This window comes from Luteolibacter arcticus (assembly GCF_025950235.1).
Taxonomy (GTDB): domain Bacteria; phylum Verrucomicrobiota; class Verrucomicrobiia; order Verrucomicrobiales; family Akkermansiaceae; genus Haloferula; species Haloferula arctica.
In genome coordinates, this window is sequence record NZ_JAPDDT010000001.1 from 287,949 (window position 1) to 301,512 (window position 13,564).

A 13,564-nucleotide genomic window follows, 5' to 3' on the forward strand; every position below is an offset into this window, starting at 1 on the left:
GCAAAGGTTTAGTGGCCAACCGTGTTCCCACCCGATTTTTACGTTCCCGCCAGATCCCGCAGCGCCAGCACCGTCCGCCAATTCCTAGTGGTTGCCCTTACTCCCAGCGCTCTTTCGAACCACATGTTGTTGAGCTTGGTCCGGCCGTAGCGGTGCGGGCAGTGGAGCAGAACTACCCCTTTGGAGAGAACGGCTCGCTCTCCCTCCGCGGCGGGGAGCTTGAGCGCATCGAAGCTCGATTTCGGCGGCCGTCAGGACCAGCACCGGGACCTTGTAGCCGAAATCGCGGGTGATGACCGCCTCGATCTCCGTGGCGAGCTTGGCGGGCGATGATGACTTCTTCGTCCGGAAAACCACATTGCCGCTCTGCAGGTAGGTCTGGACGTCGGCGAGCCCGAGTTCCGAAAGGCTGGCTTTCAGTTTGGCCATCGGGACGGGATTCTTCCCCGAGACATTGATGCCGCGGAGGAGGGCGAGGTAGGTTTTCACGCGGGAGCGAAGTAGCCGATCGCGAATAGGATCGCCAGCAACAGCAGGAATACCATGGCGACCACCGAACCGGTCGTCCTGTAAATCCGGACCGCCCCACAATCGTGACAATGTTCGCGTCTTTTCGAAAAAGCGGTGCGGATCAGGAGGAACACCCATCCGAAGAGGAGGAACGCCAGGATGCTCGGCTTGCGGCGCAGGGCTTCCTCGCCGGAGGTATGAGTGCTCCCGCATTTCTCGCAGCGGTGTCCCACCTTCACCCCGGTGATGGCGTCGTTTTCACGATCCTCCGCCGGTGGAGAGGATGGGGCTGCTGGCGGCGAGTAGGGGTTCACGGGTTCCCCGGATTAGACGGATTTTCCGCTTCCCCGCAAGCTTCTGTCGCCATCTGGCTCAGCGACGGATTTGTCGCTAGGGAAAGTAACGAGCACACTTCGATTCAAGCAGCTTCACCAGTGCCGGGTCCATGAAGTCGAAGTCGTCGGGGACGCCGAGTACCACCACTTTCTTCCCTTTGAGATGAGGGCCAAAGTCGCGATTGAGCCGGGTGCGATGGATTGCTTCCATCACCAGGATGAGGTCCGCCCACTCGATCTGTTCCGGGCTCAAGATGACTTCCGCGTCAGGACTCAGCCCCGCGGAATCCGTTTCAACTCCGGCCCGGGAGAAAATGACCTCGGCGGTCGGGCTGCGCAGGCGGTTGCGTGAGCAGAGAAACAGGAGGCGCTGCGGCGTTGGGTTCACGGAAGAGACCCCGACAGGGTGACCGGCCCGGCGCAGGTTGCAAGGGAGGTGAAGGAGGGATTGTCCTTCACCCCCTCACGGTGTCGAACCAAGGTCGGTGTATGGCCACGCTGACCGAAGCCCATACCGACCTCACCACTTCCCGCGGTCTCATGCGGGTGCACACGTTCACCCCGACCGGCAGCGGGAAGCATCCCGCGGTGATCTTTTTCTCGGAGATCTTCCAGGTGACCGGGCCGATTCGCCGGATGGCTGCGGCCTTGGCGGGTGAGGGGTATCTGGTCGCGGTACCGGAGGTTTATCACGAGTTCGAGCCACTGGGCTGTGTGCTCGCCTACGATCAAGCGGGCTCCGACCGTGGCAATGAGCTGAAATTCACCAAGGAGCTGGCTTCCTACGACGAGGATGTGGACGTGCTGGTGAAATGGCTGCAAGGCCACGAGTCATGCACCGGCAAAATTGGCAGCCACGGCGTCTGCCTCGGCGGCCATCTCTCGCTGCGCGCCGGCTTCCATGACGGCATTTCGGCGGTGGCATGCTTCTACCCCACCGACGTCCACTCGGCCACGCTCGGAGCGGGAAAGAATGACGACACGTTGAAGCGGATCGGTGAACTGGAGGCCCGGATGCTTTTCGTCTGGGGCCGCCAGGATCCGCACATCCCGCAGGAGGGCCGGGAGCTGATCCATGGGCGCTTGGAGGAAGCCGGCCGCGAATTCGAGTGGCATGAGTTCAACGCCGCGCATGCCTTTCTGCGTGACGAAGGTGCGCGTTACAATCCGGCCTTGGCGCGGGTGTGCATGGCGCTCCTGCTGCGGTTTCTCGGAGAATCCTTGGAATGACGGTCCTCAGCGGCCCTGAATCCTGCGTGATTTTCCGCAAAAATTGCGCCTGAGGTTTTTATTGCGGGCTCTGAAATCCGGGGCTTATCCTCGCGGCCCGCCGTCGCGTCCGTTCTAGCAGGGTGCCGGAATGAATCGCTCGGCGGCCTTTCGCACATCGAGCAAATGAATCCGGACAGAGCGACGCTGAATTTCCTGAATAGCTTCCCCGAGGAAGCCCGCAAACGCGGCGAACGCCTCCAGAAGGACGGCGCCGTCACCCAGATTTTCGGCAACCACCTCTTCATCCAGGGCCGGGTCGAAGATGAGACCGGCACCTTCCGCACCAGCTTGCGCCTGCAAGGGAACCGCTGGTTCGGCTCCTGCACCGCCGAAGACGAGCTGATCGCCGCCGCGTGCCAGTACGCGACGATGATGGAGCGGATGCACCGCGGCGAGGACCTGCCGGAGTCGCCGAATGAATTCGACGACACCCCGGTGCTCGACATCATCGAGGAGAAGCTGGGCCGCGAGCTGGACGACAAGGAGGCGGACTTCGTCTCCAAGATCGAGAAGCGCTACCGCCGCTACGTGATCGAGGGCGAGCTGCACGACCACGACATGGTCCGGATCACGCCGCGTTGGGAAATCACCACCTACGAGCCGCTCGAGCTGTGGCCGATGCCGCCGGGTGACATCCTGGAATTCTGGAACTACCTCGCCTACGCCTTTTACAAGAAGAAGCTCCCTTACCCGGACTTCATGAACGTGATCACCGATTTGGCGCACGTTCAGAAGAAGATGGCGGATTGGGAGCAGGAGCGCGAGGTCGCGTCCTGGTACGATCGCATCGAGCAGGTCAACGAGCGCCCACCGCAGGAACCGCCGATCGAGGTGGCCTTCCGCCTGGTCGCGACGATCAACGAAGCCCGACTCGAGGTGAAGGAAGGCGTCAACGGCCTCTGGACCCAGATTCGCGAGAAGGGCGACATCGAGCGCCTGGTCACGATGCACCATCAGGCCGCGTTGCGTATGGATGCCTCCAGCCAGGTGCTGTGGGAGCATTTCCTCGCCTACTACCGCGACCATAGCGACATCACCTTCGACTTCGACCAAGAGGAAGCGTGCCGCTTCATGAACCGTGTGTTCCGCCAGCCGGCCTTGAAAGGCTATCTGGTGAACCTGGACGAACGCGAGTTCAAGGTCGTGACCGAGGCCCTCAAGTGGGTCTGCGAAGACGACCCCTACGATCCTAGCAGCTTCGCCCTGCAACTCGTGACGGACAGTGGTGAGAACGTCTCCCACTCCGTGCGCATGCTGCCGGGCCGCAAGGAGCTCTATCAGTCCGATGAAACGGTGTTCCCCGGTCCGCCGCGCTGGCTGGAGGAGACGGAAGTGATGCCGCGCTACCTCATCCCGAAGCGGGTGATCGACTCGCTGGAAGGCGTGGAATTCCTCCGCAAGATCGGCGCCTCCCTGCCGGAATCGCTGAAGAAGCGCGTGGTGGATCTGGAGCTGAAGCCGAAGTTCGAGATGAAGCTCGTCGCCGGCCTGACGGCCGCGGAAACCGAGCACCTCGTCATCGATGTGACGGCGATCGAGTCCAAGGAACGCCGCACCGAGCGCCTGACCAAGGAAGGCTGGGAACTCGTCGAGCAATCCGCGCTCAAGGGCAAGCAGCTGCTGCGCTTCGCTCGCGAAGAACTTTATCCGGTGCCGTCCCTCCTCGATGAGATGGGCCTCACCTACGACGAGAAGCTCCTCTCCTTCAAATCCCGCATCACCAAGCAATTCCCGGAGAAATTCGCGGAGTGGATCAAGGCAATGCCGGAGTCGGTGGAGCTCGATATCGACCTCCGCCTGAAGTCGATCCTTAACGATCCGGTCACTGCGGCAGTCCGCTTCGAGGTGATCAACCAGGAGATCGACTGGTTCGACCTGCGCATCGTGATCGATGTGGAAGGCGTCAATCTTTCCAAGGCGCAGATCCGCCAGCTCGTCGCCGCACGCGGTGGCTACGTCCGCATGGATGACGGCTCGTGGATGCGGCTGGAGATCAAGCTCGATGCCGACCAGCGCGAGGCGGTCACCCGCCTGGGTCTCGATCCCTTCGACCTTTCCGGCGAAACGCACCGCATGCACGCGTTGCAGCTCGCCGACCCGAAGGCGGCCGATGTTTTCGACCCGAAGGCGTGGAAGCGCATCAAGGACCGTGCCGGCGACATCCAGATCGAGGTGATGCCGGATGTCCCCGACAAGCTGAATGCGACGCTGCGTCCGTATCAGGTCGATGGCTTCCGATTCCTCGCCTACCTCGCGACCAACAACTTCGGAGGCATCCTCGCCGACGACATGGGTCTCGGTAAGACGATCCAGTCGCTGACCTACGTGCTCTGGCTGATGGAAGAGGCCGAGAAGAACAAAGAAGCTCACCGCCCGGTGCTGGTGGTCTGTCCGAAGTCCGTCCTGGACGTGTGGGCGAGCGAGGCCGTGAAGTTCGCTCCCGGTGTCCGCGTGAAAGTCCTTCGCAACCGCGAGGACCTCAACGTCAAGGAGACCCAGGAGGACATCGACATGCTGGTGCTGAACTACGCCCAGCTCCGCGTCTGTGGCGACCTGCTCAACGAGATCAAGTGGCTGACCACGATCCTCGACGAAGGCCAGCAGATCAAGAACCCGGACTCGAAGGCCGCCAAGTGTGCCCGCGAGCTGGATTCCGCGAACCGCCTGGTCCTCACCGGTACGCCGATTGAGAACCGCCTGCTCGACATGTGGTCGTTGATGGCCTTCGCGATGCCCGGCGTGCTTGGCAGCCGCGCTTACTTCAAGAAGCGCTTCGACAAGCGGAAGGATCCGCTGTCGCAGAACCGTCTGGCCGCCCGCCTGCGTCCGTTCCTGCTCCGTCGCACCAAGTTGCAGGTGGCCCAGGACCTGCCGCCGCGGACGGAAGAGGAGGTCTACTCCAAGATGGAGAACATCCAGCAGGAGCTCTACAAGGCGGAGCTCAAGCGCATCCAGAAGGCCCTGCTCGGTCTCGACTCGGATGAAGCGGTGAAGAAGAACTCCTTCGCCATTCTCCAAGGCCTGATGCGTCTTCGCCAGATCTGCTGTCACCCCGGCCTGATCGATCCGAAGTACCTCAAGGAAGAGTCCGCCAAGATGGAGTCGCTCTTCTACCTCCTGGACCAGCTCCACGAGGAAGGCCACAAAGTACTAGTGTTCTCGCAGTTCGTCTCGATGCTCGACCTGATCAAGGCGCGCCTCGAACTCGAAGCCCGTCCGTTCCACTACCTCACCGGCCAGACCAAGGACCGCAAGGGCGAGATCGAACGCTTCCAGACGACGAAGGATCCGTCCGTCTTCATGCTCTCGCTGAAGGCCGGTGGCGCCGGTCTGAACCTGACTTCGGCCTCCTACGTCATCCTCTACGATCCGTGGTGGAACCCGGCGGTGGAAAACCAAGCCATCGACCGAACCCACCGTATCGGTCAGAAGAACAAGGTCATCGCGTATCGTCTGCTTACCCGCGACACCGTGGAAGAGAAGATCCGCATCCTGCAGCACCAGAAGACCCAGCTCGTGACGAACGTGCTCGGCGACGAAGGCTTCGCCTCGAACCTCGGACTGGAAGACCTGCAGTTCATCCTCAACCACGGCGGCGAGGACGAGGAGAACGGCTGATCACCATCAGCAAACCAAGCATCTCACAGGGGGCGGACCGCAAGGTCCGCCCTTTCTGCGTGTTTCAGAATCCACGAGCCCGGTCAGCGGAATTTCTTGAAGACCGCTCGCTGCGTGGCGTCCGGACCGGGGAGCTGGTTGCGATAGAAGGTGAAGGAATTCACGGCCGAGAGCTGACCATCATTCTTGCTCGCGGAGCCGACCCATGCCCCGTCCGGAAGGCTGCCGACCTTGCGCTTCACGAAGTCCACATGCGAGAGACCGAAGTCCGGCGTGTAGTGGGTGACCTCCTCACCTTGGACGATGATGAGGAAGTAGTAGCCTTCGCGGATCGGGATGCGGGAGTCTTCGGACGGGAGCATATCCGGCGGAGATAAGCACGGGCGACGGCCACGCAAGGGTTTTCTAGCAGCACTCGGCCACCCCGCGGCTTTGGCATCGCGCGCAACCCAACGGGGATGGGCGGGTTGACTCATCCATCATGAAATCAATTGCCGTGTGGGTCTTGGCCATGGCTGCCACAGCCGGATTCGTCGCTGCGGAGCCTCTGGCGTACGATCCGCTGAAAGTGCCCGAGGTGGAGATCGTCTCGAAGACCTTCGAGGTGAAGGACGCCGGGCGGAACCGCACGCTGCCGATCCGTGTTTACTTGCCGGAGGGAAAGGACGCGGCTCCGGTGATTCTCTTTTCCCATGGTCTCGGTGGATCCCGGGACAACAGCCCCTACCTGGGGAATCATTGGGCAAAGCGCGGCTATGCCGTCGTCTTCGTCCAGCATCCCGGCAGCGACGAAAGTGTCTGGAAGGATGCCGCCATGCTGGAAAGGATGGGCGCGATGAAACAGGCCGCTTCGATCGAGAACTATCTCAACCGGGCCAAGGATGTCCCCGCGGTCATCGACGCTCTAACCCGCTGGAACGGAGAAAAGGACCATGCTTTGTCCGGCAGGCTGGATCTCGAGCATCTCGGCATGTCTGGGCATTCGTTCGGTGCCCAGACCACGCAGGCATTGGCGGGGCAGGGGGCACGGCCGCGATTGTCGCTGGCCGAGCCGCGGATCGATGCCGCGGTGATGATGAGCCCGAGTCCTCCGGCGATTGGTGATCCGGCGAAGTCGTTTGCCGGGATCAAGATCCCCTGTCTGCTTCTGACCGGCACCCGCGATGACAGCCCGATCGGCAATACCACCCCGGCGGATCGCTTGAAGGTTTTCCCGCATCTCAATCAAGCACCGGCATGGCAGGTGGTCTTCGATCAAGCGACCCACATGGACTTCGGCCAACGCGAGAAGGCCGGATCTGCCGCGGGATCCACTCGTTATCACAAGGCGATTCTGGCGCTCACCACCGCCTTTTGGGATGCTGAATTGAAAGCCAAGCCGGAGGCCAAGGCTTGGCTGAATGGCGAGAAGGCTCGCTCGGTGCTGGTTGCCGCCGACAGATGGGAGAGCAACGGGAAGGCGAAGGAATGACGGCACCCGATACCCTTTCTTGCGGCCGGATCAGGTCGCTTGCGGGATGATCTGGTAGATGGCTTCGTTGTCGCGGTAGCCTTTGGCGAGATCAGTCCTGCCGAGATAGATGCAGGTGAAGCCGCGAATCCCCTGCAGATGCGCAAGCGCCGCGAACTCCCGGGTGGCGAAGATTTCCCCGGGCTTGGTCACAGGCTCGAGCCGGGCCGTCTGCGTGGTGTGACGTCCGGTGAACGACAGATGCCGCACGACAGGATCCGCGATGGCGAAGACCGGTCCGGCGTGCACGGCGAAGCGCACGCTTAGCTCGGCGGGGAGGCCCGCAGCCTCCCAAAGAGCTTCGCCCTGCGGCGGCGGACATAGCGCGTTGCGCAATTCCAACGCCAGCATGCCGGCGTCCTCGATGGTGTCGAACACCATGTAGAATTCGTCACCCCAGGTGTTGATGACCACGGGCCGATGCGCCGATCGCGCGATGACGGCAGAAGTCGTACCCATGAATTTCTCGACGAACAATGGCAACTGAGCCTCGGTGAGGCGGCTGAAGTGCCGTACATCCGCAAAGAGCATGGCCTTGAGATGCTGCTCTTGGAAGCCGAAGCAGAAACGCGCGCGAGGTGCGGCCGGGCGCTCCACCGTGGTTCCGAATGGGCCGCCACCCAGCGCGATGATGTCCACGGCGTGGCCGCGCTGCTGCCAGAACGACACGAAATCCGCCGTTCCCCCGCATCCGTCGCCAGGCCGCCCGTCCCAGACAGCGACCGGCCGAATATCCAGCCCGAGAAAATCCGCCTTCATGCAGGCGAGCCCGGCCATGACTTCCTGCGCGTACTGGTAGCTGAGGGAGTCCGGCACGGGCTGGTGCCGGCTGGCCTCGATCACCTCGTAGGCACCCGTCATCAGCTCCCGGCAGCGGTCCGCCCAGTCGGATCCGGCATACTCGGCATTGCACTGCACGAAGTTCTCCCGCGGACTGGAGAGCACCAAGGTGGCCTCGACCGGGGCCTGCGCTGTGAGAGCCTCTGCTATCAGGATGTCCGCGCCTGCCGCCGCCGATCCAAATGCGATGAGCGGGAACCGGGGTTGAACTTGCTTGCGAAGGGACGTGAGCAAGTCGCCGATGGCCCCGTTCACCGTGCCGATCATCTCAGGGGTGAAGCGTGCCTCGGCGCGATAGCTCTCATCGACCCGGTGGCCTCCATACACGATCACCGGGGGAAGCCCGAAACATGGGTCGAACCGGTCTCTGCCCCATCCTTGCTTCCCGGCGATCAAGCGGGCTTGTTTGCGGGTTGCGCAGACATCACGGAGGCCCGCGCCGGCTTGACGGGCACCCTCGGTGTAAAAGCGGTGCGCCTCGTCGGCGTTTCCCAGAATCGCGTGCGCTTCCGCGATGGTTGCCAGATTCCAGGCATTCGGCCCCGCTTGCTCCACCTCGCGATGGCAAAGCTCAATTACACGGCTGGCAAGTTCCCGCGCCTCCGCCAGTCGCCCCGCCATCAGGTGGATGGTGGCCGCATTGATCCCGGGGTAGTAATTCCCGGGCTCCGCGGCGAATGCCTCCATGCAGGCGCGACGGCATGCTTCAAGCGCGCGGTCCGCCGCCGCGGCGGCCGCCACTGCTTCCACCGAATCGGGAGCGACTGCTTCGGTCCGGCGTCGCACCGTCTCGGCGTCGCACCAAGCATCCTTCCGGGTGCGGGCAAGAAGTCCGAGCGTCTCGCCATCCTGGTGGCCGGCTGCGGTCAGTCCGAGGAGGATTTCCTGCGCCTTCAGGTAGGCCCCGGTTTGCACCAGAAAGCGAGCCTCGATCAGCCGGAACATGGGATCCGCGGCATCATCATTCTGCTGTTCGTGGTGGGAATGCCACCGCGCGAGCACCTCTCCGCAGATCCATAGTTCGCCGTTTGCGAGCGCCGTCTTGGCAAGGGAGAGCAGGAGCTCAAGGCCAATCTCCGCATTCCCCCACGACTCACAGATACGCCAGACCGCGGCGGCGGTGCCGCTTCCCGGCGTCTGCAAGCACTCCAGCAGATGTTTCTTCATCCCCTCCCGGGAACCGCTTGGCAATCGGACCGGATTGGGCACCAGATCATATCCCATCAGCATGATCGCCTTCACCGCGCAAACGGCAGTGCGCCTGTCATACTCCTTTTCGCTCTCGGGAAGCTCGTCGTAAGGAACCAGACAGGGGGTTTCCTTGCGGGAGTCGCTGCGTTCCGGTCCATAGATCCAGCCGGCAGAGATGCGACCCTCCGACCATTCGTCATGCACTTGCTCGGCAAGGCTTTCGATGATCGCTTGCTGCTCTACGGTGAACTCGATCGTGGACGCATCGATCCGTCTCGGGCGGTAGGCAGAAGCAGGCATGGTGGGTTGGTGCTTTAGGGGGAATCATCAACGATGGCAGCCCGCTGTTAGGTCAGTCGTTGGAGGCCGGGGCTTTGACTGCGCCGGCGGCCGGTGCCTCGCGGATCCGCGTGAGGACCACCCGCATGCCTACATCCGGAGTGGAGCTGGTTGCAGCTTGGGCAAAGCCACGGGCGGAGCGGCAATCGCGCGGATGGGATTTCCACGATCCGCCCCGTATTTCACGACCATTGCCATTGTCGCCCAGCGGATCGGGCGGGACCACATCCCCGGGTTTGAAGTGCTTTTGGTTCTGCGGAACCAACCTGTCCCTGCACCACTCGCGGACATTGCCGTGCATGTCGTGGATACCCCAACGATTCGCCTGATAGCGGCCGACGGGTGACGTGACCGGTTGCCCGTCATCTTGGGCCAGGTCGGCGGGATTTTGCGGATCGGGCGGGAAGACCTTTGCGTTGCTCAGGTCCCTGAAATTACCGTAGGCATGGAGTTCGCCGGGTTCGTCGCCATAGCAATAGACGCTTTGGCCTCCGGCACGGCATGCATACTCCCACTGGGCCTCGGTAGGCAGCGAGTATTCCCAGCCGGCGGGCAAGCTGCCACGAGCCCGCTCCCGGTCGGTGAGCTTGCGGCAAAAATCCATCGCCTGGTGCCAATCGATTCGCTCGATCGGATGCTGTGCTCCGAGTTCATCATACTCGGAGGGATTGCTGTTCATGACCGTCTTCCACTCCCCTTGGGAGACTTCGCGCTTTCCGATCCAAAAGCCGGTGGAGAGCGTCACTTGATGCGGAATCTCGCCCTCATCCCGGCGCTCGGGGTCGGTGTCAGGGCTGCCCATCGTGAAGGTGCCCGCACGACACCAGACCAAGTCGATCTGATCCCCGGTCGTGAAGTTCTTTCCCTCGCTGGCCAAGACGGCGACCTCCCGTTCAAGCCGCTCCAAGGTCTCGCTCGCAGGTCGGCCGATCTTCCGCCATTGGCTGAGTCGCATCCGGACCAGATTCCAGCGACCCGCCGCGGCACCCTTGTCAGCTTCTTCGGACAAGTAGGTCGTGACCTTGCTGGCGGTCGTCATTCGATCCGCCTCGGAAAGGCCCGGCATCAGCGAGATGACTCCGGGCCATTCCTGTTCGGATTGGAGGACAGTCATCACTCCTGTCGCAGGAGATGGACGCTGCCATAGGAAGGGGAGAGATGTCTCAGGGAGATCGATGAAGCCGGACTTTCCTCCCCACCGCGGTGGATCGGTGTCCAAGCCGAGTCGATACCAGCCTTCGCGGACATAGCGGTAGAGGCCGCTGTGATTGGAGGTTTGCTCCGAGACGTTCCAGAGCTTGGCGCTGCCGTCCGCGCCGCAACTCGCAAGCAGTTCGCCGCCGGCGAGAAAGCGCACCCGGTTCACGGGGCCGATGTGGCCGGTCAGGGTGGCGACGAGCGATGGCGCCGGCTGGGCCGGAGCCAATCGCCAGATCCGGATCCGGCCGTCGCCTGAAGCGCTGACGAGTGCCAACCCATCCGAACGGAAAGCGAGGTCGAGGATCCGGTCGCGGTGGCGTTGGTCGGGCGAGATCTCGGCCAGCTTCACCGCGGTGGCGGCGTCCCAAATGCTGATGGAGCCATTCCGGCTACCGACGGCCAGGAAGGTTCCATCCGGGGATATCGCTGCTGCCGAGGCGTCGCTGCAGAGCCATTGCGGGGGAGGGGATGTGTTAGACGGCTTGGGTAAATTCCAACCTTCGCTCATCCAGGCATTGGCGGCCTTGCCCACCTCCGGGAAGAACACCAGCAGTCCGCGATCCGGAACGGTAGCGACCGTCCTGGATGCCACTCCGTCTTGGGCGATCCTGGCGGCGGGTGTGGGCGAGCCGGTCTGGAGGATGATCTCCTGGCCATCATTCCGGATGGAGAGCTCGCCGGAGGCTTGGGCCGAGATCAGGGACTCAGCATTGCTGCCGTAGCCGATGGCAGTGGCTGCGGCGAGGGGCTGGGCGGAGAAGGTGCGCGTCTCGAAGTTCCAGCAATGGGTCTCTTTGCCGGTGGCCACCATCAGGCACGTCCCGTCGGGTGCGAACGATAGGTCGGCAATGGCGGGAGCATCGGTGGAAATCACGGTGGCCGGGCCAGCGGAGGAAAAATCCCACAGCATCACCTTGCCATCCTGGCCTCCGGCCGCCACGTGACGCCCGGAGGGACTCACCGCCAGCGCCTCAAGCGGAACGGGCGCCAGCGGACTGCTCCACACCGGCAGATACGATGGCAGGCCTTTGAGCCACTTGGTGGCTTCCTCGTGACGTCTCCGATCGCGTTGCGAAGTGATGTAGCGGTGGGGGACTTCGGCTTCATCGGTGCGTCCGGAGCCTTCGAAGCCGATGGCGGTCGCGGCATACAAGAGCATGCCGGGATACTCCGCTCCACGTTCTTTTGCCACATGGGCACGGAACATCCACGCCAAGCCTTCATGGTAGCGCGATTCATCTCGCTGCAGGACCGCCTCCCGCCTGGCGAGAAACCCGAAGATGGCGCTGGCGACCGCCAGCAGGGTCAGTGCGGCCATGCCGATCGCGATATAGAGCCGGCGGCGCGACTGGAGGGCGGCGGCGGCCAGCTTCTCCCGTTCCGCGGCGAGTTCGCGCTCTTGTTCTTCCTTCCTCCACCGCTCCTGGCGTTCGTTGCGCGACTCTAGGATCAGGGGGATCAGGACATCGTGGGTGATCTCCAGCAAGCTGCTACCGCGCTGCTCTTCGGCGGAGAGCAAACGACGCCCGATCAGTTCGTCGAAGACTCCCGAGGGATCCAGGACGCCGGCTTTCCTCAGTTGATGCTCCGCGGCTTCGCGTGCGACGGGATGGCGATGACCGGTCTCGGAGATCATTCCGTCTTCCACGAAGGCGCGTACCTTTTCGCGGTCCGACACGGGAATCGACGCGAAGCACTCCAGATAGAACTGTTGCAGGATGTGGGTGCTGCGAAGCTCGACATCGGCAATGCTGATTTCGGGCAGGGGATTCTCTTCGGCCAGCCGCGTCGAGTTGAGTTGCTCGCACAACAAGCTGAGCAACGAAGGCACGGCCTGGATCTCCTGCAACGGTGTGTCCGGTGCCAATTGGGCGACCCGCCTTACGATCGCTTCGGCTGCTTTCCGCGGAATGATCGGCGGTTGATCGGGACGCTTGGTGCCCGGTTTGAAGACCGCCTCGACGGCCTGTGGTCCGGAGAGAAGCTGGAGTTCCACCCGGTGCTCCATGATCGACGGCATCGCCCGCCGCCAGCGCTCGAGATGGGCCAGAAAATCATCCCGCAACGCGAGCACGCAACGAACGGGACGAGCGTCGAAATGGAATTGGGACAGGATCGCCCGCCGTTCCTCCGCGGCGCCCGATTCGAGCATCGCCCGCAAGGCGGCAGGAGGCCGGTTTTCAATCAGGTCCGAGAGCTGCTCGAGGAAGTCCTGGGCATGTGCACGAGCGCGCGCGTCCGCTTCCTTGTCGTGGGTCTCGCGGTCTTCGCCGCGCGTGAAGATTTCCTCGAACTGGTCGAGGACAAGCACGGGCCGCGCCGTGGCTTCGCTGTCGCTACCGGGCTCTTGAAACCAAGGCTGCGTGAGATCGTGGAAAAACTCCCAGAGCGTGGGGGGGCGGTCTGCAGGTCTGAGCTTCGCGCCGGGATGTCGTGCGAGGATCTCGGCGATGACATCGTCCACCAGCGGGCGTTCGGCCAAGGCCTCGTAGCAACGCCGCATCATCGTGACGGCGAATCCGACTTCTTCCAAGGTGGGGATCAAGCCCGCCCCTAACAGCGATGATTTTCCGTAGCCCGAAACTCCATACAGGATGACCAGCGGGGTCCGCCGGACCCGGTCGGCGAGATGGCGGATCTCTTCCTCACGGCCATAAAAGTAGTCCCGGTCTGCCGCCGTGAAATGGGCGAGGCCCAGCCACGGGCGGTCCGGCGTAGCGCCGGCAGGGGTGGTGATCGTGTCGGCCAT

Annotated in this window: 9 protein-coding genes; 3 read left to right on the forward strand and 6 right to left on the reverse strand. The window is 62.9% G+C overall.

Annotation, left to right across the window (positions count from 1 at the left end; all coding sequences use genetic code 11):
* Positions 1–84: 84 nt before the first annotated feature.
* From OKA05_RS01160 to OKA05_RS01170, 3 genes are all read right to left on the reverse strand, one after another.
* Entirely contained in the window at positions 85–489 is a 405-nt protein-coding gene (locus OKA05_RS01160; RefSeq protein WP_264485250.1) for a DUF1697 domain-containing protein, read from the reverse strand.
* On the reverse strand, positions 486–824 hold the full coding sequence (locus OKA05_RS01165) for a hypothetical protein (protein ID WP_264485251.1): 339 nt from the start codon (positions 822–824) through the stop codon (positions 486–488). The genes OKA05_RS01160 and OKA05_RS01165 overlap by 4 nt, the downstream gene beginning before the upstream one ends.
* A gap of 76 nt (positions 825–900) precedes the next feature.
* On the reverse strand, positions 901–1,233 hold the full coding sequence (locus OKA05_RS01170; protein WP_264485252.1) for a low molecular weight protein tyrosine phosphatase family protein: 333 nt from the start codon (positions 1,231–1,233) through the stop codon (positions 901–903).
* A 101-nt stretch (positions 1,234–1,334) separates the two neighbouring features.
* Here OKA05_RS01170 and OKA05_RS01175 point away from each other — a divergent pair, with 101 nt between their 5' ends.
* Together OKA05_RS01175 and OKA05_RS01180 are read left to right on the forward strand one after the other, a co-directional pair.
* A complete protein-coding gene (locus tag OKA05_RS01175; RefSeq protein ID WP_264485253.1) occupies positions 1,335–2,075 on the forward strand; it encodes a dienelactone hydrolase family protein in 741 nt (246 codons plus the stop codon).
* 165 nt (positions 2,076–2,240) lie between these two features.
* Positions 2,241–5,735, forward strand: coding sequence for a DEAD/DEAH box helicase (locus OKA05_RS01180; RefSeq protein ID WP_264485254.1), 3,495 nt, complete (start codon positions 2,241–2,243; stop codon positions 5,733–5,735).
* Between the two features lie 83 nt (positions 5,736–5,818).
* On the opposite strand, the gene OKA05_RS01185 is transcribed toward OKA05_RS01180, so the two are convergent.
* Positions 5,819–6,097: a hypothetical protein gene (locus OKA05_RS01185; RefSeq protein ID WP_264485255.1), complete on the reverse strand. Its 279-nt coding sequence runs from the start codon at positions 6,095–6,097 to the stop codon at positions 5,819–5,821.
* Between the two features lie 119 nt (positions 6,098–6,216).
* Between OKA05_RS01185 and OKA05_RS01190 the strand changes: the two genes are divergently transcribed.
* Entirely contained in the window at positions 6,217–7,206 is a 990-nt protein-coding gene (locus OKA05_RS01190; RefSeq protein WP_264485256.1) for an alpha/beta hydrolase family protein, read from the forward strand.
* A gap of 30 nt (positions 7,207–7,236) precedes the next feature.
* Here the strand turns inward: OKA05_RS01190 and OKA05_RS01195 are convergent, their stop codons facing one another.
* Both OKA05_RS01195 and OKA05_RS01200 read right to left on the reverse strand, forming a co-directional pair.
* Complete coding sequence (locus OKA05_RS01195) at positions 7,237–9,576, reverse strand: RyR domain-containing protein (protein WP_264485257.1); 2,340 nt, start codon at positions 9,574–9,576, stop codon at positions 7,237–7,239.
* Positions 9,577–9,628: 52 nt separating this feature from the next.
* Positions 9,629–13,564, reverse strand: coding sequence for an SUMF1/EgtB/PvdO family nonheme iron enzyme (locus OKA05_RS01200; RefSeq protein WP_264485258.1), 3,936 nt, complete (start codon positions 13,562–13,564; stop codon positions 9,629–9,631).